Below are 22861 nucleotides of genomic sequence, written 5' to 3'. Positions count from 1 at the left end.
AGAAAACATTGGCTAGCGCAAAATTCTACGGAACAGGAAGAAGAAAGAAATCAATCGCAAGAGTTTACCTGGTACCTGGAACAGGTAAAATCACTATCAATAAAAGAGACATCGATGAGTACTTCGGACTTGAGACTCTGAAAGTTATCGTTCGTCAGCCACTGGCTTTAACAGAGACAGAGGGTAAATTCGACGTGATCGTTAATGTTCGCGGCGGTGGATACACAGGACAGGCTGGAGCAATCCGTCACGGTCTTTCCAGAGCCCTTCTCGAGGCAGACAACGACTACAGACCAGCTCTTAAAGCTGCTGGATTCCTTACACGTGATCCACGTATGAAAGAGCGTAAGAAATACGGTCTCAAAGCTGCTCGTAGAGCTCCGCAGTTCAGCAAGCGTTAATCAAATCGATTTACAGCTTACAGAATGCGAAAAAAGCCCGAAAAATCAAGGTTTTTCGGGCTTTTACTATGCCCGGAAGTTCTGTTTGGTTTGTCAGAACCTGTCCTAATTTGATGTGTTTTATACTTGTTTATCTGGGTTAATTTTGGGGCAAACGTCGAAAATGAGAGCCAAATGGGTTAATTTATGGGGCAAATATAGGGACGAAAGAAGTGTACTTATAGAACAAAAATAGCGGATAGTGAGCACCGCGGAATGCACTTTCGGATTCATAATTGGATATGACACAGTTTGTCTTAGTTTGACCAAACAAGACAATTCGTATAGCAGTTTATATTGAAATCTTACATAGAGCGTCAGCTCATTCTTTGATTATGAAGAATGGGTTGGCGCTCTTTTTTTATTTCACAAAAGGAGGTCAGGCTTTATGGATTTCAAAGAATTCGTAAACAAACTGGAACAGGATCTGAAAGAAGCTCTTTCGGACATTTCCCCGGGTGCTCAGGTGAGACAGACACCGGTGGAAAAGCTGCAGGCAAGTTCCTACACAGGAATCAGCATCACACCCGCAGATACGAATATTGGAATGAATCTCAACGCTGATCAGCTCTTTGCACAGATGCAGGAGGGCAGATCATATGAAGGGGTTCTTGCGGCTGCAGTATCGCAGGCAGAGCGAGGATTGCATGACATGCCGTCTGTTGATGTACAGTCAATCACCAACTATGAGACAGCGAAGAATCTTCTCTGTTTTGAGGTGGTAGGTACAGAACAGAATGCTGACATGCTGGCAAACATTCCACACACAGATGTGGAGAACATGTCGATGGTTTATCGTCTGCAGCTGGACAGCAATGAGCATGGCGCGTCTACAGTCCTGATTACCAATGCCATGATGGAGCAGTACGGAGTAACGAAGGAACAGCTTCATGCGGATGCAATGGAGAATGCTCCTGAGATCAGACCGGCGAGCTTCAAGACCATGGCAGAGGTTATGGCTGAAATGATGGGAATGCCTGTCGAGATGATGCCGCAGGATATGGCACCGCCTATGTATGTAGCAACCAACGAAGATAAGGTACAGGGTGCGGCCGTTATGTTCTATCCCGATTTCATGGATCAGGCAGCAAAAGAACTTGGCGGAGATGTGTTTGTTCTCCCCAGCTCTGTGCATGAGGTGCTGATTTTGCCGGATGATGGCAACATGAGCGTGGATGAGCTTAGGGACATGGTAACTACTATCAATGCTACTGAAGTATCGGCGCAGGATCGTCTGGCAGATAGTGTATATCACTATGATGCGGCAGCCAGAGTCTTTGAACTTGGTGAAAAGTTCGAGGAGAGACAGACTCAGAAGGAAAGTGCCAAAGAGGAACGTTCTTCTGTTCTGAAGGATCTGAAGGACAAGAAACAGGACATGGATCTGAAGCCTAAGGCACCTGGACGTCCGAAGACAAAAGACGAACCGGCTATCGGCTAATCAGAAAGGGATTCAATGCAATGAATGATGAAACGAAACACGAGATGAAAGTATTCAGCAATCCCCTTTTTGGTGAAGTGAGAACATTCGTGATTGATGATATTCCGTGGTTTGTGGCTGTCGATGTCTGTGATGCTCTTGATATTGGGAACAGCAGACAGGCAGTCACTCGCCTGGATGAGGATGAGAAGAATACCGTCATTATTAATGACGGAACCTCCGGTAATCCGATGAAAACCATTATTAATGAGTCAGGCCTGTATGCACTGATCCTTACTTCAAGAAAGGAAGAAGCGAAGCAGTTTAAGCGATGGATCACCCATGAGGTTATTCCTTCTATCCGAAAACATGGGCTGTATATGACCAATTCCACATTGGAACAGGTATCGAAGAATCCGGAACTGATCACTGCTTTGGCAAGACAGATTATTGAAGAACAGGAACAGAAGAAAATGCAGCAGGAAGAACTTCAGACGGCGAAACCAAAGGTGGATTATTTTGATCAGTTTATCAACGCGTATGACAGCACAAATCTTCGCAACACAGCAAAGGAAATTGGAATCCATGAACGGGATCTGGTCCAGTTTCTTTTGGAAAAGAAGTATATGTATCGTGACCAGGACAGAAAGCTGATGCCGTATGCGGAGTACACCAAGAGAGGCTACTTTATCATGAAAGACTATTATCGCGGCAGCGGCAAAGTGTATCAGTACACGCTGTTTACCGCAAAGGGAAAAGCACATTTCCAGCGTTTGTTGGAGAAAAGAAAGCGAGGTGAATAAGAATGACAATGTTTACAGAAGGTCGTCTGCAGGCATATGAGCGTATGATGCGCCAGACTTATATGAGTCGCAGTCGTGATCATGGTACTAAAAACCAGAACGTTAACCGCAATCAGAGCAAGAACAACAGTAAGCAGGTCGTGAAGGGCGGTGTCCGCCGTGGCAGTTATCAGAGTTGAGAAAAACCGGAACTTTACAACGATGAGCAATTATCATCTGCGGGACAAGGAATTGAGTCTGAAAGCAAAAGGTCTGCTTTCACAGATTCTTAGCCTTCCGGATGAATGGGATTACAGTGTTCGTGGTCTGGCTTCTATTTGTCTGGAGGGCAAGGATTGTATTGTGGCAACCCTGAAAGAACTGGAAATCAAGGGCTATCTTGTCAGAAAGCAGCTTCGTGATGCAAATGGCAGACTCGGTGGAATTGAGTATATCATCTATGAGACACCACCTGAGCCGTGTACGGGTTCACCGTGTACGGAAAAGCCGGATACGGTAAAACCGGATACGGATAGACCGAATGCGGCTGAACCGTATGCGGAAACCCCGCCACAATTAAATACTAATAAAACAAAGACGAAAGAAATCAAAGACAGAGAGAAGAAAGAAGCCCGCCATAAATATGGTGCTTATGGAAATGTTCTTCTGTCTGATGATGATTATGGAAAACTCATGGCTGAATTTCCGGCTGATTATTTACAGCGTATTGAACGGCTGTCTGAATATATGGCTTCCTCTGGTAAGTCTTATAAAAATCATCTTGCGACGATTCGAAGCTGGGCCAGAAAAGAGAAACCGGCAGTGAAGAGTGGATACAGTCATGACATCTACAGATATGAGGAGGGCGAAAGCTTATGACAGATACGGCAGGCGGTATAGCCAGTGCTATTCTGGAACGTTTTTCTGAAAAGAGGGCTCCTGCAGAGAATGAGTACCTGGGCGAAAACGGTTTGCTCTACTGCAGCAAATGTCATACACCTGTACAGTGCAGGGTGAACATGTTTGGAACACCGAAGATTGTCGGTTGTGTGTGCAAATGCCGCAGAGAGGAAGAAGAAAAACGCAAAGCACAGGAAAGAGAATTAGAGCATCAGCGCAGGATCAGTCAGCTGAAAGCAAATGGAATTCAGGAGAAGCATCTTCTGGACTGGCGATTTGAAGTGGCTGAGGATAATAGAGACATCCAGATGGCAAGACGTTATGTGGATAATTGGAGTGAGGTCAGGGCGAAAAACCTTGGCCTTTTATTATGGGGAGATGTAGGAACAGGGAAATCTTTCACGGCTGCCTGCATTGCGAATGCCTTACTGGAAAATGGTACGGCAGTCCTCATGACCAATTTTTCTAAAATCCTGAATCAGATGGGAGCGATGTACAGCGATGAAAGATATCAGTACATCGCTTCTTTCTCTAATTTCCCCTTGCTGATTATTGATGACCTGGGTATTGAGCGAAATACCGAATATGCGCTGGAACAGGTGTATGCAGTGATTGATGAAAGATATAAATCTGGTCTTCCGGTGATTATCACTACAAATCTGACCATCAATGAGATCAGAAATCCTTCAGATGTTGCTCATGCACGTATTTACAGCAGAGTACTTGAGATGTGCACACCGGTCCATGTGTCCGGAAGTGACAGACGTAAATCTATCGGTATGGATAAACAGAGGACTGTGAAGGAGGTACTGGATCTATGAAGAAAAGCTTCTATCCCTTTTGGAAGAAAGATAACAATGTAAAGCGCCGCCCTCCAAGGGAGGTAAATATTCGTGGCAAAAACAGAAATTATGACTGCAGGATTAGCAGGAGAAGAGGTTTCGCAAGGCGCGGAGGTTGAGCAGGTCGTACAGCTGAAGCTATCTGAGCTGCATCCTTTTGAAGGACATCCCTTTCAGGTGCGCGACGATGAAGAAATGCAGCAGATGGTTGAAAGTCTTTCTGAATTCGGTGTATTGGTGCCGCTGATCGTCAGACCGGATCCTTATGGAGGGTATGAAATCCTCTCTGGGCATCGCAGGCACAGAGCCAGTGAGTTGGCTGAAAAAGAAACAGTGCCTGCGATTATTCGTGACCTGGATGATGATGCAGCGATTATTCTCATGTGTGACAGTAATCTGCAGAGAGAAAATATCCTGCCGAGTGAACGAGCCTGGGCTTTCAAGATGAAGCAGGATGCTATTAAACACCAGGGTAAAAGAACAGATTTAACTTCGGAGCAAGTTGCACCGAAGTTATCTACAGAGATTATTGGTGAAGCAGCTGGGATGAGTAAGGATACTGTGAAAAGGTATATCCGTCTTACAAATCTCATTCCGGAGGTTATGGATATGGTGGATTCCAAACAGATCGCCTTTAATCCGGCGGTGGAATTATCTTATCTGAAGCCTGGTGAACAGAAGGAGTTCCTGGAAGCAATGGATGCTACCCAGGCTTCTCCTTCCCTTTCGCAGGCTCAGCGAATGAAAAAACTGAGTCAGGAAGGGTCCTGTACTCTTGTTGCGATGTGCGAAATCATGAATGAAGTCAAAAAGGGAGAACTGGATCATGTCACGATTCGAAATGATGTGCTGAGAAAGTATTTCCCGAAATCTTATACGCCGAAGCAGATGGAAGATACGATTATTCGTCTTCTGGAGCAGTGGCAGAGAAAAAAACAGCGGGATGTAAACCGCTAAGAAATGGAGGAAATCAAAAATGGCAAAGAATTTTATGGAAAAGCGCTATTCTCCGGAAGATGCGCTTAAGACGCTGGAGTTCCTGCAGAGTGCGGTGGACAGTGTTCGCTGCGTGATGGTAGGAATTCTGGATCAGCATGTAGAAGAGGCACAGCGTATGGCCAGTGAGAAAGCAGACGGTGATCTTCCCGCTATCGTTATGGCGATCAATCCCAGTGGATACATTGATGTATTTACTGCGCAGGAATTCCGTCAGATGACCGAGGAGGATGATGCTTTCTGTGAGCAGGATATTGTATTTGATGAGCAGCTTCTGATCCACTGCAACGCAGATGATGTAGTTGAGCTGGGAGGCATTCGTTATCTTCTTGGAACTGCAGTCATTGTGGAGATGGATGAAAACGGTAATGAATGCTCTGTCACCCATGAAACCATTGAGAGTGCATTTGACTATGTGGAGGCTAACCTTACCACGATCGCCGTGGATGGCATGGCAATTCCGGCATTTCGTCTGGTGTAAACATTAAGAAATCCTGTGGAAAGGAGGCGTAGCCCATGCAGGAAGAAGTGGAAAACAGAACCGTCAATTTGGCGATATCGACTACGAGGCTGAGTGGAAGGACAATCATTAGTGCTTTCCGTCTCTGGAAAAGTCATCATAATAACGTGAAAGCAAAAAAGGCAGCCGAACAGGCAAATGAAGATACAACTCCTCATGGAAAACAGTCCATTCAGGAGCTGATCGGACAGAATCAGGGTGTCAGCAGCATCGATATTCAGAATACCAACATCCGGGATTTTGAAAAGATCGCAAATAAGTATGGTGTTGATTATGCAATTACCAGAGATAAGACTGTGACACCTCCAAAGTATATGGTGTTCTTCAAGGCGAGAGATGCTGATGCATTGACGGCTGCATTTGCGGAGTATAGTAACCAGAGGTTGAAGGCAAAGGACAAACCGAGTGTTCTGAAGCAGCTTGGCAAGCTGAAGGAACTGGTGGCATCGATTCCTTCTAAAGTTAGAAATAAGAGTCAGGAGCGTGATCTATGAGTACGAAAACAAAGAAGCTTCTGATTTTGAATATGCCATATGTGATTGCAGGTATGCTGGCAACAAACATCTGGGAAGCATGGCGATTGGCTGAAGGGGCGGATACTTCCGCAAAACTCTTCAGCTTTTTTGCTGCAATGGGAGTGGCATTCTCCAATCCCCTTCCAAGTTTTCATTCCGCAGATTTGCTGTTTGGCATCATTTGTGGTGCTGCACTTAGGTTTGCCGTATGGATGAAAGGAAGAAATGCAAAAAAGTATCGACATGGAATGGAATACGGGACAGCCCGTTAGGGGACGCAAAGGTATATCGCCTCCTTTATAGATCCGGAATTCCAGAACAATGTCATCCTGACAAGAACAGAAAGACTGATGATGGGAAACCGCCCAAAGAATCCGGCCAATGCAAGAAACAAAAATGTGCTGATCGTCGGCGGTTCTGGTAGTGGTAAAACGAGGTTTTGGCTGAAACCGAATCTCCTTCAGTGCCATTCCTCATATGTGGTCACTGATCCCAACGGTTATACTATAAGCAGATAGACAAAGGGTGTGTTTCACAAGCACGACCGATGTTTACCTGCTTAATTACATAAAGAAGGGAGGTAAAACCGTGGCAAAGAAAGAAGAAATCAAAATTACAGCTCTGTATGAGCGTTTATCAAGAGATGATGAACAGGCTGGAGAATCGAACTCCATCCAGAACCAAAAGAAATATCTTGAAGAATATGCCCGTCAGCATGGGCTGAGAAATATCCGGCACTTCTATGATGACGGCTATTCCGGTACGAACTTTAATCGTCCCGGTTTTGCCGCCCTGCTGGAAGAAGTCGAAGCCGGACGAGTGGAGACCCTTGTGGTAAAGGATCTCAGTCGTTTTGGTAGAAACTACCTGCAAGTTGGCTACTACACAGAAATCCTTTTCCCGAAAAAGGGCGTTCGGTTCATAGCCATCAACAACAATGTGGACAGTGCTACCCCGCAGGACAATGACTTCACGCCGTTCTTGAACATCATGAACGAATGGTACGCCAAGGACACCAGCAACAAAATTAAGGCAATCTTCAAGTCCAGAATGAAAGACGGAATGCGATGCAGCGGCTCTATCCCGTATGGTTACAAGAGAAAGCCGGACGATAAGCAGACTCTCATCGTGGACGAGCCAGCCGCAGAGGTTGTCAGAAAAATCTTCCGTCTGGTTTGTCAGGGCAACAGCACCACCGCCATTGCGGAAATGCTGACAGCAGAGAAGGTGCTGATTCCCTCCGCTTATGCAGCCTTAAATCAGCCGAAGAATTGCAGACACAAGAATGTGACAGACCCCTGCCGATGGAGTGCAACCACCGTTGGCTACATCCTTGATCGGCAGGAATATCTCGGTCATACTGTGTTGGGCAAGTCCATCTGCGAGAACTTCAAGACCAAGCAGCGCAGAGCCGCAACGCCGGACGAGCTGATGATTTTCCCCGATACGCATGAAGCCATCATCGACCAAGACACATGGGATATTGCCAGAAAGATTCGCTCGAAGAAAAAGCCGAGAGTGGCGAATGGCACCTACTCCCACCGCCTGTCCGGCTTGGTGTACTGTGCTGACTGTGGCGCAAGAATGGGATTTATCAGTCCCGAAGCAAATCATAGCGAAAAGCACTATGATTCAGATTCCGCTTTTCAATGCGGCAATTATCGGAGCAAGAGCGGAGAATGTGTTTCCCACTATGTAAAAACATCGGTTCTGGAAGCGGCAATTTTACAGGCAATTCAGGCGGTAAGCAAATATGTCCTTGAAAACGAGGACGAGTTTATTCAGCAGCTCAAAGCCGTTTGGAATGAGCAGCAGACCAGAACGGCAAACAATGGCTATCAGGAACTTGCCGAAGCAAAGAAACGAATGGCTGAGCTGGACGAGAAAATCAACAAGCTCTATGAGAGTACCTTGAGCGGCTTGCTGCCGGAGCGACAGGCACAGCGCATGATTCAGCAATACGATGAAGAACAGATTTTGCTGGAAAAGCGTGTTGCAGAGCTGGAAAATCTGGTTCAGCACGATGAAATCAAGCAGGTGGACGCATCCCGTTTTATCGCTCTGGTCAAGAAATACCGGGACTGCGAGGAGCTGACCGACACTATGCTCTATGCATTCATTGACAGGATTGATGTTCACGAAGCCACAGGCGGTCGAACCATTTACCGACAGCAGAACATTGATATTCATTTCAATTTCATCGGTAACTACTACCCGCCTGTTGAAACTGTTTCCGAGGAAGAACGCATTGCCGCCATCGAAGCCGAGCAGCTGCGAAAGAAGCAGGAAAAGGGCAAACGCTCGGAAAAACGCAGAAAGCAAAAGCTGTATGCTATGCGAGAAGCTGCACAAGCCGGAGACCCGGTTGCTATCGCACAGTATGAAGAACATCTGGCATATCAGCGTGAGCGGAATCAGAAGCACCGCCAGAAGCTAAAGGAAGCCAGAGAAGCCAGCCCGGAATATATCAGTCAGTTAGAGGAAAAAGAGCGCATCAAGCGTGAAAAGATACTCGAAACTGAGCGTAAGCGAGTGGAGCGAGCCAAAAAGAAAAACAAACTGACACGGGCTGAGCTGAAAGAAAAGGCAAAGACAGACCCCGAAGCAGCCAAGCAGCTGGAAGCAATGAGAGCCAAGGAAGCCGAAGCCAGACAGCGCAAAAAGGAGCGTGAGGAAGCGAGGATGGCAGCTGATCCAGAGTACGCCGCCATGATGGAAGCCCGAAAAAAGGAGTATATCCGCACAAGGACTGCCAAGCGCAAAGCTGAACACAAAGCCCTTGTGGAGCTTGCCAAGACCGATGAAGAAGCCGCAAGGAAGCTGGCTGAGAAGCGGAAATATCAGAGCGAAGCCACCGTTAAGTGCTATCAGAAATTGAAAGCCGATGCGGAAGCCGGAGACCCCGAAGCCATCAAACGATACGAAGCCCACCTTGCCAAGCGCAGAGAGGACTACCACAAAAAGAAAGCAGAAAAGGAGGATATTCCAGCATGAACGAGTTATGGATAGTCAGATTTGTCCGCAAGGACGGCAAGCCGGACGAGGAATATTACTATCGTTCTCTTGCCGAAGCAGAGCATCACAAGAACCTGTTTCTGGACGATGATTCCGGGCTGTATGAGCGCATTGAAATCGTCAGTGACAAACATTAAGGAGGACACTATGGAACTGAAATTCATCAAGAGCGGAGATTACTACATCCCCGACATTCAACTGCAAAACCCGAATATCCGTCTTGGAAAGTGGGGGCTGATGCGAAAGTCGTATCTGCGGATAGCACAGCCGTTTCTCTTTTCGGAGATGGTACTGAGCGAAACGCTATATCCCCATTGTGCGGAAATTGAAGCCGCCGCCAAGAGCCGTATGAACATCATCCTTCCCCAGCTGATGAAACACTACGGTGTGACCGAACGGCTCAAAGCCACAAATCAGCTTGAATGGGTTCGCCAGATGAACGCTTGTGTGGCACAGGCAGAGGAAGTCATTAAGGACGAGCTAATTTACAGCTAAGCAAGGAGGAAACCATGGGACTGATAAAGCTAATCATTAAGTTGCTGGTGCTGCCGCTGATTGTGGCAGTCACCTTGATACAATGGGTCGGTATCTTCTTCACGCAGTTTTCGACCGTTATCTTCAATTTGCTTGCCGGGCTGATGTTCCTGATAACGATTGCCGGATGGATGTTCGGCATCAGCGCAGGAGCAGAAACGCTCCAACTGCTGGCAGTTGCCTTTGTGGTCTTTATCATCCCTCACATTGCGGAATGGCTGATTATTAGAATCGCCGTTATTAACTACGGACTGCGTGATTTTATCAAGTCCTGACCCAACAATTTTATATCGTCAGCAAAGCGACAGGTATTTCCTTGTGAAGTCCCTGCCGCTTTTATTTTATCAAATCAAAGGAGAACAAAACTATGACAATGAACCAGAAGAAAGCACTGTACGCCTTTGGCAGCCCTGACCGTGAAGCAACGGTCAACCGTTTCTGTACGCTGGCAGCGCTTGCCCCCGATCCTGCCGTAAAGCGATTCTTCCTTGCAATCGCAAGAGAAATGAACACCCCGACCGCCGACCGTTGGTATCGCTGTATGTTCTTCAATCTCCGCTTAGAGATGGAAGCATATCTGCGCTACGAAAAGGCTTTTGAGCGCATCGTGAGAGGCTGTCCGGCAGAGGATTGCGAGGACGGCATGGAATACAATGAGGAATGGGAGGATGACGAATATGACCCTGACAAAGTATGAGAAAGAGACCATTATCCTGTTCAACGAGGGCGAGGACACCGCCCACATCCAGACCTACAATGCCGGACTGCGAAAGCGGCTGGCAGCGTTCAGCAAGAAACACCCCGACCTTTGCTGCTTGGAAAAATCCTTCGCCCAGGGCGGCGTGATCTATGTGCTGGACAAGTCCAGACTGTCTATCCGACTGCAAGCACCGTACAGCGAAGAACGCAGACGGAAAGCAAGCGAGAGCGCAAAGCAAACCGGGTTCAAGAGCCGGACGGAATAATGTAACAGTTAGGGGCGATATGCGGTCAAAATGTCGAGCTTACATCCGATGTTTTGACTGCTCGCCAACGAAGAAATATACTATTGCATAATTCAAATGCTCATCTTAAAACATCTGTTCGATGTGCGTATATTGAAATTGTGTCCTCTGATGTCCATTCATGTCCTACATTTTCCTCTCTTCTGTTGACATTCGGGGGTTCGTATATTAGAATAAAGAATGTAAAAAACAGAGTGGAGGAATTTACCTATGGATACGGAACTGTTAACTGTTTCTCAAACAGCTCAATATCTACAGCTATCCGAAAAAACTATACGGCGAATGATTGGCAATGGTAGCTTACCCGCTTCAAAACTTGGCAATCATACGTGGCGAATTCGAGCTTGTGATGTTGATGAATATGTATCTAATTCTCACCAAAACAAGCCAATGTGTAACAATGCAGGCTCTTATGTCTTAGATCTTGAAATGCCAGAACGCCCTCGTCTCATTTCCTTGTTTTCCGGATGTGGTGGAATGGATTTAGGTTTCAAGAAGGCGGGATTTGATATTGTTTTTGCGAACGATTTTGATTCAGATGCTCAAGCGATATACTCGCTCAATTTGGGCAATATAGATCGGCGTGACATATTGTCAGTTGGCGAAGATGAAATTCCAGATGGAGATATTCTTACTGCGGGATTCCCGTGCCAGCCGTTCTCTAATGCCGGAAATCGTAAAGGTGTCCACGATTCTCGTGGCATGCTATATAAAGAATGTTTACGTATTATTCGAAAGAAGATGCCGAAGGTAATTGTTTTTGAGAATGTTAAGGGATTGCTTTCAACGAAATATATTGATGGACGCAACTTAGCAGAAGTCATAGTAGAAGATCTGTCCAGCATGAATGGCATTGGATACAATGTTGTGCATCAACTTGTAAACGCATCAGACTATGGCGTTCCTCAGAATCGTCAGAGAGTTTTGTTTGTTGGTGTACGCAAGGATTTAGGAATCACATTTGAGTTTCCTAAAAAGCAATGTAAAGATAATTTGACATTACGGCATATTCTAAACGTACCGTCTGAAGTAGCTAACAATGTAGACTGGTCCCTTTCTCCGCAGGCTTTGGATATGATTAAATATATTCCTGAGGGCGGCTCGTGGAAAGATGTTCCGTATGAGCATTTAGCCCCTCGTTTCCAAAGAATCAGAGATAATATGAAGAAGTATCATTCGCCTAACTTCTATCGGCGTTTTTCGAGAGATGAAATTTGCGGAACTATGACAGCATCTGCTCAGCCGGAGAATTGCGGTATTATACATCCCTATGAGGACAGAAGATTTACTGTTCGAGAAGTTGCACGTATTCAAACCTTCCCCGATGATTTTAACTTCTTAACGGATACAGCACGAAATATAACCGCAATGTATAAAGTCATAGGAAATGCTGTTCCGGTTACATTAGCATATAATATTGCTTCTGCAATAATGGAGCAAGTGTTCAAGAAAAATGGAAGCGAAAAGTAAGGGGATAGAATAATGGATACAGATAAAGCATACTTATTGGGGTTAATTATAGGTGGTGGCGTATTCGGAAATGCAGAAGATGTATTTAGTATTCGCTTACCATACAAAAAATGGGGTTCATACCTTGAAAACCCACAGCGTGCGGGTGAAATTGCAGGGGATATTTTGCGTAAAGTAGGACAAATGTTTCGGGCTGTCTACGACCTTTCTGTTCAATACGAAACAACACCCGGAGGCACATGGACAATTCTCTGTGAAGGTGATACAACAGCAGTAAAAAATGACCTCATGCATTATGGTATTGCTTGTGAGGGCGAACTTCGAGGAACTGCTGATATCAGTCAGGTGGTATTAGAATTAGTTGATGACAATCTTAAGCGCCGCTTCATTGCAGGATTAGCAGATACTATTGGTAGTATGGCAAAATCGCAGCGCCGCTTTACGGATGAGCATCAGATTATTTCTTTTGAAATAAAAGGTTACAACTTTAAGTTTGTTTGTGAATTGTGTCGGCTACTATATAGCATAAATTGTATCCCTGATCAGGTTAACTGGAATCACCCCAACATCCATTGTACAAGCGATTCGTACTATGCCCAATGGAATAAAGGATTTAAGCTGAGAATTCTGTTGGATCAATATGCTCAGTTCGGAGCATTCGCATTCAGAACCAAGGCGGAAACGTCAAACGAAAATCGTAGATTACAAAGAGAAATTCACGCTGCGGAAAGATGTGAGACCAGAGATATGCATTTCACTCCATCTACCGTACATCCAGCTGAAAATGATGCTCGCTTGCCGGAAGTTATTAGGGGTGGGCACTTCATTCATTTCAGGCACTTCTGCACTGTTATGGGATGTGAACACGCCCCGTACTGTAAAATCAGGGAGCAGTTCGAACACATTGGAGAACTGATAAATCCATTTCCGATTTTGCATAAGGACAGCTATACACAGATAGAGAATATCATTCAGGAAGACCCGTTGCTGTTTAGTCGTGATTACACTACGCTCAACATCAACGTCCGAAATTTAATAGAACAATATAACGAAGATAAAACAGCTTTGCTATATGGAACCACTGCTAATACCGGCTACCCGATAGCTGAAATACTCCAAGCTGTTGCCTACGTTATTGCAAATGATGATGAACTTTCCGGCAAGCGCCCAAAAGGGTATTTTCAAATCGTTGAACGGCATTCAAACAATGATGCAGGTTTAACAGTAGAAATAAGAAAGCCGGACTTGCTTACACCGTTAGTCATTGTAGGAAATGGTCGTGGAGCTTTAATCGGCGCAAGAAATCCTGAGGTCTATAAAAGATTAGTGACAGTCTCGCCAGATAACGAATACAAATTGCTTGTTCGTAGAATTACCGAGGAGGATTTGTCAAATGCCCGGTAAGCATAGTCGGAATGAAGTTTCGTATTATCCAGAAATACAGACCTTCATAGAAGCTCAACTTAAAAGCAATTTCAAAGCAAAGCGTCATAAAGAACTTAGCGTTTTTTGGGGCATTGGTGAACTAAAAACCAATCTGCAAAGAATTATTGCTGAGCATCCTGATAAATGCACCTGTGTCAAAAACTTTGCAAATCGAGTCCCACCGCTTAATCTTGATATTTTTGCTTTAGTTACTGATGGGACACAATTTGAAATTCTAATTCTTGAGGTTAAGCTAATGAATAGCGCTGGACTTAAAGAATGGTCGCAGCTGGTTGGATACTGTCTGGTCTCGGGAGCAAAGTATGGTTTACTTGTCAATATTGATAATGGAGCAAGCCCTCGTTTAGCTCATATTCTCTCAACGGAAGCCCATATTTCTGACATTCAGACTATCGTTGAAGGCGAACATCATGAGCATTGCCTTGGATTTATGCAATGGGATAGTTTAACGCAAAGTTTTGAATATAGCAATTTGGGGTTAATTAAATCTTTATCTGAGCTAAGTAAGCACTTGGCAGACGAGTTCACAAATTAAACAATTCTATAATGACCAAGGCAAAGGCGATCAACCGTAAAAAGTTGGTCGCTTTTGTTTTGCCCATTATCAGAAAGGAGAAGTTGCCCATGAGCGAAGAATTGGAAAAGCTGAGACACAAACAGTATGTTGCGGAACGCAAGCTGACCGCAGCCAAGCACAAGGAGAAGCGATTGCAGAGCGAGCTGAAACGGCTGACCAGAAGCGAGAGAACCCATCGGCTTTGCACTCGTGCCGGAATGTTGGAGACCTTTTTGAAAGAGCCGACCGTTCTGACCGATGAGGATGTGATGGAGCTGCTGACCTTCATCTTCCAGAGCGAAGCGGTTCAAAAGAAGCTGAACCTGCTGATTGAGAGCCGGAGAGAAACGCAGGAAGTGGACGAGGGCGAAAACCCTTGACGGAGACAAGGGCGCAATTATACACCACCTAAAGATGGTGATTGCGTTCTGCCGAAAGCCCATTGCATGGAGCCTGATGATTTCCGCAAAAGTCCCTTGCTCCATTCATCCAGAGGAAGCTACACTTCCCCTGCGCTGGCTTTGCCAGCTACCCCTTTGTGGACTTGCCGCCGAGGAACGATTGCAAGCAATCATTCCCCGACAACAAGTGAATATCCCCCCTCGACCGTACTGAAAAGTATCGGTCTTTTTTTGTACCATCGAAAGGAGGTTCAAACCAAAATGCCAGTACCTCATTTGGAAATCCGCATCGTCCAGCGAAGCAAGGGCAGCTCCGCTGTTGCCGGAGCTGCCTACCAAGCCGGAGAGAAGCTGTTTTCCGAGTATGACCAGAAGATGAAAAACTACCTTTACAAGAAAGAGGTGGTTTACACAGAGGTCATGTTGCCCAACAATGCCCCACCCGGATATGCTGACCGAGCAACACTTTGGAACGCAGCTGAGGAAGTAGAGAAGCAATGGAATTCCCAGCTTGCAAGGCGATTTGTGGTTGCCTTACCAAGAGAAGCGCCGCCCGAAATGTATCCGCAGATGATGCAAGAATACTGCCGAGAGCATTTTGTGTCCAAGGGAATGTGCTGTGATTTTGCAATCCATGACCCAGATCCTCCCGGACACAATCCCCATTGCCATATCATGCTGACCATGAGAGCCATTGATGAAAACGGAAAGTGGCTGTCCAAGAGCCGCAAGGTTTATGACCTTGACGAGAACGGAGAGCGTATCAGACTTCCCTCCGGCAACTGGAAAAGCCACAAGGAGGATACCGTTGATTGGAACGAGCAGTACCATGCCGAGGAATGGAGACACGGCTGGGAGCTTGTTCAGAACAAGTATCTGGAACTTGCCGGAAGTCCTGAGCGAGTGAATATGCGCTCTTATGAACGGCAGGGACTGGATAAGATTCCGACCGTCCACATGGGAGCCGCCGTTTGCGCTCTGGAACGCAAGGGCATTGAAACCAACATCGGCAATCTCAACCGGGATATTAAGGCGGCTAACCGCATGATGAATGCCATCCGCAGCACCATCCAAAATCTGCGGAACTGGATTGCAGACATTGTGGAAGCAACCAAGGAAGCCTTTGCAGAAACGGAAGCACAAGCAAAGAACACTTCCCCCGATCTGGTCATTCTGCTGCGTGATTATCTGAACTTACGCAAGGCAGAACGCAGCGACTGGTCAAGATACGGTCAGCAGAAAGGCACGACCGATGACTTGAAGGCGGTCTCCAAAGCAATGATCTATCTGAAAGAGCATGGGCTTTTCACGCTGGAAGATTTGGATGTAGCCCTGCAAGGAATGAGCGAGAAGTCCAAGGGCATCAACGCCGCTATGAAGAAAGCATCTGCCCGCATGAAGGTCATTACCGGCATTCAGAACGCCGTGGCAGACTGCCAGACCCACAAAGCGGTTCATGACAAGTATCTGAAAATCGGCTGGAAAGCACGACAGGCAGCGTTTGCAGAAAGCCACAAGGACGAGCTGGACAGCTTCAACAAAGCGTTCCGCTATCTCAAAAAGCAGGGCGTGGATTTGAATGTCAATCTGGATTCCCTGCAAGCGGAATATGACAAGTTGAAAGCGACACACACCGAGCTTGCTGGACAGCTTGCCACCGCCAAGGAGGAATTGCAGCCGATGAAAGATATTCGCTATTGGGTCAGCAAAGTCCTCATGCCGGAGCAGTCCGAGGTCGAGAAGAAGCCCGAACCGAAGCACTCCGTCACGGAGAAGATAAAGTTTCTGCAAGAGCAGAGCAGCAATCAGCAGGAGCAGAAAACCCCGCAACAGAAAAAACAGAATATAGAACTGTAAGGCACTTGCCGTTTTCATTGTGAAAATGTCAGGTGTCTTTTTTTGTTCCCCGAAAGGAAGATGCAATGAATGTATTTGAAGCGGTCAAACAGAACTTGACCACCCGACAGGCGGCAGAGATGTACGGCATTCAGGTCAACCGTCATGGCATGGCAGTCTGCCCGTTTCACAATGACAAGAATCCCAGCATGAAGGTGGACAAGCGTTTCCATTGTTTCGCTTGCCAAGCGGACGGAGATGCAGTTGATTTTGTTTCCCGTCTGTTCGGACTGCCCAGCAAAGCCGCCGCTATGAAGCTGGCTGATGATTTCGGTATCAGCTACGACAACAGGCAGAAGCACAGAATCAAGCCCCATATCCGAGAGCCTACCCCGGAACAGAGATACCGCCAGGAAGAAAGCAGATGCTACAAGGTGCTGTCCGATTACTTCCATCATCTCAGGACATGGAAGCAACAATACGCACCAAAGCAGCCGGAGGACGAATGGCATCCTCTGTTCGTGGAAGCCCTGCAACGAGAAAGCCATATCGAATATCTGCTGGATGTTCTTCTGTACGGCACAGCCGAGGAAAAGAAGGCTCTGGTTGCCGAGCAAAGAAAAGAGGTGATGAATCTTGAACAACGATTTGCAGAACACCCAGACGAGCATGACCGTGGAGGAAGTCAGAGGAAGTCTGGACTCGACCGATAACGGAGCTGTCAAAAACAGCATCCGAAACTGTCTGACTGTATTTCAGAATGACCCGAAGCTGGAAGGAGCGATCCGCTACAACATCCTGACGGAGCGCATTGATATTGTGAAGCCGCTCTGGTGGAGCAAGCCGACAACGACCTTGAACGATACGGATTTGAATTACCTGATGCTCTATCTGGAAGATCAGTACACGCTGACCAGCGAAAAGAAAATCCAGAAAGCAATCTCCATTGTCGCTGACTGCAACAAGTACCACCCCGTCCGTGACTATCTGAACGGTCTGGAATGGGACGGCACCGAGCGCATCCGTTGCGCCCTGCCCCATTTTCTCGGAGCTGAGGGAAGTGAGTTCACCTATGAATGTCTGCGGCTGTTCATGTTGGGCGCAATCAGCCGGGTGTTCAAGCCGGGAAGCAAGTTTGAAACCATGCTCTGTCTGGTCGGAGGACAAGGCGCAGGAAAGTCCACCTTCTTCCGGCTGCTGGCAATCAAAGACGAGTGGTTTTCCGATGACCTGAAACGGATTGACGATGACAATGTTTACCGCAAGATGCAGGGACATTGGATTATCGAAATGTCCGAGATGATTGCCACCGCCAATGCCAAAAGTATTGAGGATATTAAGTCCTTTATAAGCAGAGCCAAGGAAACCTATAAAGTGCCGTATGAAACCCATCCGGCAGACCGATTGAGGCAATGCGTGTTCGGCGGCAGCTCCAATACGATGGACTTTCTGCCCCTTGACCGAAGCGGCAACCGAAGGTTTTTGCCCATCATGGTACACCCGGAACGAGCCGAGGTTCATATTCTGGAAGATGAAGCCGCATCGAGGGCGTATATCGACCTGATGTGGGCAGAAGCAATGACCATCTATCGGAGTGGTTCTTTTCGCCTTACCCTCTCAAAGCAGATGAACAAGGAGCTGCGGGAGCTGCAAAAGCAGTTCATGCCGGAGGACACCAAGGCAGGGCTGATTCAGTCTTTCCTTGATAATTTCAACGGCACACAGGTCTGCTCCAAGCTGATCTATGCAGAAGCTCTGAACCATTCCTTTGACGAGCCGAAGCAGTGGGAAATCCGGGAAATCAATGAAATCATGAACAACAGTATCGAGGGCTGGACAGCATTTCCCAATCCCCGAATCTTTGCCAAGTACGGCAGACAGCGAGGTTGGGAACGAGCCGATTCCGGCAACGAGCTATCAGCAACCGGCTCTGATTTGCCGGACGGTTTTCGTGAGCTGACCGAGGAAGAAGCCCAACAGATAGAGATTCCATTCTAAAAAATCGACCCTGTTGCCGGGCTGGTTGCTATCCCGTTGCCGACCCCGTTGCCGGGCTAATCCCTTAAATCTTTTTTATTTACAAGGGTTTTAAGAGTTCTAACAACGAAAGCAACGGAGAAATCAAAGAAAAAAGCAAAAACAGTATAAGAGCCAGATAGGACAATGTTCGAGGTTTTTTGAAGCCCGTTGCCGGACTTCGTTGCCGACACACACCCTGTCTGGCTTTTTCCGTTTCAAGGAGGTATCGCATGGCACAGAACAACAAAGCAACCCAAACACCCAAAGCAAATCCGGCAGGCTCGTTCAGCATGAGAATGGGCAGCACCACCTATATCATCGGCGTTCATTTCAGCTCAGAGAGCAAGGACACCTTGGAGGACAAGATGAAGCGGCTGATGCGTGATGATGTGAAAGCAGATAATTTCTAAGGCGAAAATTGTATGCAACACTTCTGTTTTCTATCTTGACAGGAACGACCCGAAAGGAGATATTGTAATTGACTGCGGAAAGGCCCTAACCAAGAACGGGTACCGTATCAAAATCTTCAATACGATCAACTTTCGAAAGAGTATGCACTATAATCCCTTCTCTTATATTCATGGTGAGAAGGATATCCTGAAGCTCACTACAACACTGATCGCTAACACGAAAGGTGATGGCAAATCCGGTGACGAATTCTGGACGAAAGCGGAAACGCTGCTGTACTGTGCGCTGATTGGATATATCCACTATGAAGCGCCGATTGAAGAGCAGAATTTTGCAACACTGATTGAGTTCCTGAATGCAATGGAGGTTAGAGAGGATGATGAAACCTTCCAGAATCCGGTGGATCTGATGTTTGAGGCACTCAAGAAAAAGAAACCAAATCACTTCGCAGTACGCCAATATGCAAAGTTCAAATTGGCTGCTGGCAAGACTTTAAAAAGCATACTTGTGAGCTGTGGTGCCCGTCTTGCTCCGTTTGATATTCAGGAGGTTTGTGACATTACTATGTACGACGAATTGGAACTGGATACTCTGGGAGATAAGAAAACAGCACTGTTTTTGATCATGAGTGATACGGATCCGACCTTTAATTTCCTGATTTCGATGATTTACACGCAGCTGTTCAATCTGCTTTGTGAGAAAGCGGATGATGTTTACGGCGGCAGACTTCCGGTGCATGTGCGCTGTCTTATCGATGAGTGCGCCAATATCGGACAGATTCCGAATCTGGAGAAACTGGTTGCGACAATCCGAAGCCGTGAGATTTCAGCCTGTCTGGTGTTGCAGGCACAGTCGCAGCTGAAAGCAATTTATAAAGACAACGCCGATACAATTATCGGTAACATGGATTCCCGCATTTTCCTGGGCGGTGCGGAACCAACAACACTGAAAGAACTGAATGCAGCCCTGGGTAAAGAAACCATCGACACCTATAACACTTCAGATACAAGAGGTAACAGTCCGTCTTACGGTACAAACTATCAGAAGCTGGGCAAAGATCTGGCTACAGTGGATGAACTGGCAGTGCTGGATGGCGGCAAATGCATCCTGCAGTTAAGAGGTGTGAGACCTTTTATGTCGGATAAATACGATCTGACACAGCATCCGAATTATAAGCTGACTGCCGATTTTGATAAGAAGAACGCCTTTGATATCGAGAAATTCCTGAATCATAGGCTGAAATTGAAAGCCAAGGATGAGTACGAAGTGATTGAAATGGGATAAGCCCATAGAAAGTGAGGATCAACATGAAGATGAAGAGAATGTTTGTAACAGTTTTCGCGGCCTGCATGATGCTTGCGATGAGTACTACTGCATTTGCAGCCGAGTCTACCTCCTGGAAGAATTATGATTACAACAAGTATGTAAGCAACTGGTCTGGTAACACCGGTTCTTCAGGCTCTGGCAATACCTCTGGTTGGAACTGGGGTGGAAGCTCAGGATGGGGTAACGGATCCGGCTCCGGTTGGACTTGGGGCAATGGCTTTGGCTGGACTTGGGGTGGCAGTAATAATCCTGGTTCCGGAGACGATGAAGTTGTAGAAGAAGATACTTCCCTTCCTGCACCTGAAATTGGTGAATGCAGATTCATCCACCAGTCCCTCAATGCTCCTGATTGTCTCGTGGTAGACTGGTCCGATGTTGAAGGTGCTGTCAGCTATGAGATGGAGATGTGTTACTCTGACTGTGAAGTGATACAAACTTATACTATGGAAAACAGCAGATTCTCTGTTCCTGCAGGCTGTGATGATAAGAACGTTACCGGATGCTGCAGAGGTCGCAAAATCAGAGTTCGCGCTATCGATGCTGATGGTAATGCAGGTAAGTGGTCTGATTATGATACCGTGGGTTGTAATGCGATCCGTGGATAAGGGAGGAAATTATGACAAAGTTTGTTTCTATCGGGAAGTATTTTATCAATCTGGAACATGTGCTGACAGTGACTGCACCGGATGCCAATGACCGCATCTGGATTGAACTGGACAGCGGCCAGACAATCGAAGCAGAGGGGAAATATTTCTCCAGAGTGATCGGGATGAAATCCGATATCAGTAAAGACGAGTAAGGAGGCAGGCATTATGGCTGGATATGAAAACAGACAGGAACAGGCTCAGGGAAGAGCAGAAGTTACGATTAAATTTGGAAAAGGTCTGATGGGTGAACCGTTCACTTCGAAAAACGGTAAGGAACTGGTGGAAATCAAAATTCCCAATGCAGATCATTCTGACAGCAGACCGTGGGAGTCATTTGTTGTTCCTGCTAATTTTGTGCATGAAAATCAGTATGGCAAGGGCATGTGGATGAAGCTGCCTGAGGATGGGACGACAAAGCTTTCCAGAAATGTGCTGGAGGGACAGGATGCCAGTGGTAAGAATATCTGGGGGAAAGAAACCAGAGAGATTACCAACAAGGAACTGAAGGCATTGGTTGAGACTTACAAGACCAGAGACAGAGGCTCTGTGATGACAGATCTTGCAGAGAAAAGAGCTGAATCTGGTAGTCGCGCTCCCGGAGGACGTGCAGGTAAGACGCACGATGATCTTCCCTTTCGTTAATGTGTAACTGAAAATGCATGAGGATGAATGAAATGAAAAAGAGATATAACGAATATCCAGCAAACCTGTTAGCAGCTATGAAGGTAAATGAAATTATGGGCAGCGACCTCGATTATGAAAATCTGTCAGAAGATCAGATGCAGGGACTGACCTACGCGTTGTCTGCACTTACTGAAAGAGAAATGATCGTGCTTACAGAAAATTACAAAGAAAAGATGTCCGTAAAGGCAATCGCAAATATGCATTATCTTACTGAAAGCCGTGTAAAGGGCATTAAAAGAGATGCTTTGAAGAAAATCGGTAATGTCTCTTATCTCTGGTTTATTGTTCTTGGGTATCAGGAAAGACATGAGTCTCTCGAAAGAATGTGTCGCAGAGAAGAGGATAAATACTGTAGCAGATATGGGATTACGGGTGATGAGCATCTGTTTTATCAGAATATCAGCGAGTTGATTTTTCCTTGCCGTGTATATAACTGCCTGCGGAAGAGCGGTATCAGAACAGTACGAGATTTGATCCTTTTTGTTCAGTGGAAAGACTGGACTCATAGTATTCGAAATTTCGGTAAAAAGGCAGAAGAAATTGTGCTTGAAGCGTTAACTGAGCATGAATTCCTTCCGAAATACTATGAACCGATTCCTTGGGAAGCGACGATGCCTTCGCTGGACAAAGAGTTGGCAGCCTTTTATAACCTGAATTCTTCTAATCATCCTTCTTATTAAGAAATAGTCGCAGATGCGGCCGGGCGGCGGAAGCTGCCTGTTACATAGCTGGAGAACTGTCTGATCAACAGTATTTCCAGCTATTTTTCACTTCTGGAACAAATCAGACAGGTGCACATGAATGAGTAGTTTCAGAAAACGAATATCAATCAGCCCGCATACAGGGCACATAGTCAAAAGGAGGACTAATTATTATGGCATTTTTCAACTCTGCAGTAACCGTATTACAGACTCTCGTTATCGCACTCGGCGCCGGTCTCGGTATCTGGGGCGCAATCAACCTGCTCGAAGGTTATGGCAATGACAATCGTGCGACACGTTCGTAAGTGAAAAGCTTGCGCACAAAGTCGAAGGGCAATTGTAGCCCGAAACTTTGGAGAACTGATATTCCGATGGGTGAAATGAGGGGGTAACGTCCCG

The 22861-nt window shown here is 46.4% G+C and carries 27 protein-coding genes and 3 pseudogenes; all 30 read left to right on the top strand.

Translation table 11 applies throughout. The features are described from left to right. Positions 1 to 8: 8 nt before the first annotated feature. On the top strand, positions 9 to 401 hold the full coding sequence (gene rpsI / locus KQI39_RS12695) for a 30S ribosomal protein S9 (RefSeq protein WP_021977820.1): 393 nt from the start codon (positions 9 to 11) through the stop codon (positions 399 to 401). A gap of 427 nt (positions 402 to 828) precedes the next feature. Further along, entirely contained in the window at positions 829 to 1881 is a 1053-nt protein-coding gene (locus KQI39_RS12690) for a DUF5688 family protein (protein ID WP_216418820.1), read from the top strand. A 20-nt stretch (positions 1882 to 1901) separates the two neighbouring features. After that, on the top strand, positions 1902 to 2663 hold the full coding sequence (locus KQI39_RS12685) for a BRO family protein (RefSeq protein ID WP_216418817.1): 762 nt from the start codon (positions 1902 to 1904) through the stop codon (positions 2661 to 2663). Between the two features lie 2 nt (positions 2664 to 2665). Further along, positions 2666 to 2842, top strand: coding sequence for a hypothetical protein (locus KQI39_RS12680; protein ID WP_216418814.1), 177 nt, complete (start codon positions 2666 to 2668; stop codon positions 2840 to 2842). After that, positions 2823 to 3521: a helix-turn-helix domain-containing protein gene (locus KQI39_RS12675; RefSeq protein ID WP_216418811.1), complete on the top strand. Its 699-nt coding sequence runs from the start codon at positions 2823 to 2825 to the stop codon at positions 3519 to 3521. The genes KQI39_RS12680 and KQI39_RS12675 overlap by 20 nt, the downstream gene beginning before the upstream one ends. Next, positions 3518 to 4363, top strand: coding sequence for an ATP-binding protein (locus KQI39_RS12670; RefSeq protein WP_216418809.1), 846 nt, complete (start codon positions 3518 to 3520; stop codon positions 4361 to 4363). Before KQI39_RS12675 ends, KQI39_RS12670 begins: the two co-directional genes overlap by 4 nt. A gap of 90 nt (positions 4364 to 4453) precedes the next feature. Then, complete coding sequence (locus KQI39_RS12665) at positions 4454 to 5341, top strand: ParB/RepB/Spo0J family partition protein (protein ID WP_216418850.1); 888 nt, start codon at positions 4454 to 4456, stop codon at positions 5339 to 5341. A gap of 19 nt (positions 5342 to 5360) precedes the next feature. Continuing rightward, complete coding sequence (locus KQI39_RS12660; RefSeq protein WP_216418807.1) at positions 5361 to 5861, top strand: hypothetical protein; 501 nt, start codon at positions 5361 to 5363, stop codon at positions 5859 to 5861. Between the two features lie 35 nt (positions 5862 to 5896). Continuing rightward, positions 5897 to 6394 (top strand): PcfB family protein, encoded by a 498-nt coding sequence (locus KQI39_RS12655; RefSeq protein WP_216418805.1) that lies wholly within the window; start codon positions 5897 to 5899, stop codon positions 6392 to 6394. Beyond that, positions 6391 to 6915, top strand: a pseudogene (locus KQI39_RS17930) (type IV secretory system conjugative DNA transfer family protein); the annotation flags it as partial. The gene KQI39_RS12655 and the pseudogene KQI39_RS17930, both read left to right, overlap by 4 nt. An 88-nt stretch (positions 6916 to 7003) precedes the next feature. Further along, positions 7004 to 9409, top strand: coding sequence for a recombinase family protein (locus KQI39_RS12645; RefSeq protein WP_216418803.1), 2406 nt, complete (start codon positions 7004 to 7006; stop codon positions 9407 to 9409). Further along, positions 9406 to 9567, top strand: a complete 162-nt coding sequence (locus KQI39_RS12640) for a hypothetical protein (RefSeq protein WP_216418801.1) — start codon at positions 9406 to 9408, stop codon at positions 9565 to 9567. Before KQI39_RS12645 ends, KQI39_RS12640 begins: the two co-directional genes overlap by 4 nt. Before the next feature lie 10 nt (positions 9568 to 9577). Continuing rightward, on the top strand, positions 9578 to 9925 hold the full coding sequence (locus KQI39_RS12635) for a TnpV protein (protein WP_216418799.1): 348 nt from the start codon (positions 9578 to 9580) through the stop codon (positions 9923 to 9925). Between the two features lie 14 nt (positions 9926 to 9939). Further along, the gene (locus KQI39_RS12630) at positions 9940 to 10239 is read left to right on the top strand and encodes a hypothetical protein (protein ID WP_099322268.1); all 300 of its coding nucleotides are present in this window, start codon (positions 9940 to 9942) and stop codon (positions 10237 to 10239) included. Between the two features lie 92 nt (positions 10240 to 10331). Then, complete coding sequence (locus KQI39_RS12625; RefSeq protein ID WP_216418797.1) at positions 10332 to 10661, top strand: hypothetical protein; 330 nt, start codon at positions 10332 to 10334, stop codon at positions 10659 to 10661. Further along, a complete protein-coding gene (locus KQI39_RS12620; protein ID WP_216418794.1) occupies positions 10642 to 10929 on the top strand; it encodes a molecular chaperone in 288 nt (95 codons plus the stop codon). The genes KQI39_RS12625 and KQI39_RS12620 overlap by 20 nt, the downstream gene beginning before the upstream one ends. A gap of 249 nt (positions 10930 to 11178) precedes the next feature. Beyond that, complete coding sequence (locus KQI39_RS12615; protein ID WP_216418792.1) at positions 11179 to 12438, top strand: DNA cytosine methyltransferase; 1260 nt, start codon at positions 11179 to 11181, stop codon at positions 12436 to 12438. A 12-nt stretch (positions 12439 to 12450) separates the two neighbouring features. Next, the gene (locus tag KQI39_RS12610; RefSeq protein WP_216418790.1) at positions 12451 to 13842 is read left to right on the top strand and encodes a hypothetical protein; all 1392 of its coding nucleotides are present in this window, start codon (positions 12451 to 12453) and stop codon (positions 13840 to 13842) included. Further along, complete coding sequence (locus KQI39_RS12605) at positions 13832 to 14419, top strand: hypothetical protein (RefSeq protein WP_216418788.1); 588 nt, start codon at positions 13832 to 13834, stop codon at positions 14417 to 14419. The genes KQI39_RS12610 and KQI39_RS12605 overlap by 11 nt, the downstream gene beginning before the upstream one ends. A gap of 89 nt (positions 14420 to 14508) precedes the next feature. Beyond that, positions 14509 to 14820, top strand: coding sequence for a DUF3847 domain-containing protein (locus tag KQI39_RS12600; protein ID WP_330654049.1), 312 nt, complete (start codon positions 14509 to 14511; stop codon positions 14818 to 14820). Positions 14821 to 15102: 282 nt separating this feature from the next. After that, positions 15103 to 16698 carry a MobQ family relaxase gene (gene mobQ, locus KQI39_RS12595; RefSeq protein WP_216418786.1) on the top strand — a complete coding sequence of 532 codons (1596 nt, stop codon included), beginning with the start codon at positions 15103 to 15105 and terminating at the stop codon, positions 16696 to 16698. A gap of 65 nt (positions 16699 to 16763) precedes the next feature. Then, entirely contained in the window at positions 16764 to 17390 is a 627-nt protein-coding gene (locus tag KQI39_RS12590; RefSeq protein ID WP_216418784.1) for a CHC2 zinc finger domain-containing protein, read from the top strand. Continuing rightward, a complete protein-coding gene (locus KQI39_RS12585) occupies positions 17347 to 18675 on the top strand; it encodes a virulence-associated E family protein (protein ID WP_216418846.1) in 1329 nt (442 codons plus the stop codon). Before KQI39_RS12590 ends, KQI39_RS12585 begins: the two co-directional genes overlap by 44 nt. A 251-nt stretch (positions 18676 to 18926) precedes the next feature. Continuing rightward, a complete protein-coding gene (locus KQI39_RS12580) occupies positions 18927 to 19106 on the top strand; it encodes a transposon-encoded TnpW family protein (protein WP_216418782.1) in 180 nt (59 codons plus the stop codon). 46 nt (positions 19107 to 19152) lie between these two features. Next, positions 19153 to 20388 (top strand): annotated as a pseudogene (locus KQI39_RS12575) (VirD4-like conjugal transfer protein, CD1115 family); the annotation flags it as partial. 77 nt (positions 20389 to 20465) lie between these two features. Then, positions 20466 to 21035 (top strand): hypothetical protein, encoded by a 570-nt coding sequence (locus KQI39_RS12570; protein ID WP_216418780.1) that lies wholly within the window; start codon positions 20466 to 20468, stop codon positions 21033 to 21035. Between the two features lie 11 nt (positions 21036 to 21046). Then, entirely contained in the window at positions 21047 to 21229 is a 183-nt protein-coding gene (locus tag KQI39_RS12565; RefSeq protein WP_216418778.1) for a hypothetical protein, read from the top strand. A 13-nt stretch (positions 21230 to 21242) separates the two neighbouring features. Next, the gene (locus KQI39_RS12560) at positions 21243 to 21719 is read left to right on the top strand and encodes a hypothetical protein (protein ID WP_216418776.1); all 477 of its coding nucleotides are present in this window, start codon (positions 21243 to 21245) and stop codon (positions 21717 to 21719) included. Positions 21720 to 21751: 32 nt separating this feature from the next. After that, on the top strand, positions 21752 to 22441 hold the full coding sequence (locus KQI39_RS12555; RefSeq protein ID WP_216418774.1) for a DNA-directed RNA polymerase subunit alpha C-terminal domain-containing protein: 690 nt from the start codon (positions 21752 to 21754) through the stop codon (positions 22439 to 22441). Between the two features lie 194 nt (positions 22442 to 22635). Next, positions 22636 to 22764, top strand: a pseudogene (locus tag KQI39_RS12550) (Maff2 family mobile element protein); the annotation flags it as partial. Positions 22765 to 22861 lie beyond the last annotated feature (97 nt).

The sequence above is a fragment of the Blautia sp. MSJ-36 genome, from assembly GCF_018917985.1.
In the GTDB taxonomy this organism is placed as follows: Bacteria; Bacillota; Clostridia; order Lachnospirales; family Lachnospiraceae; genus Blautia_A.
This window is presented reverse-complemented; position numbering and strand designations above follow the sequence as displayed.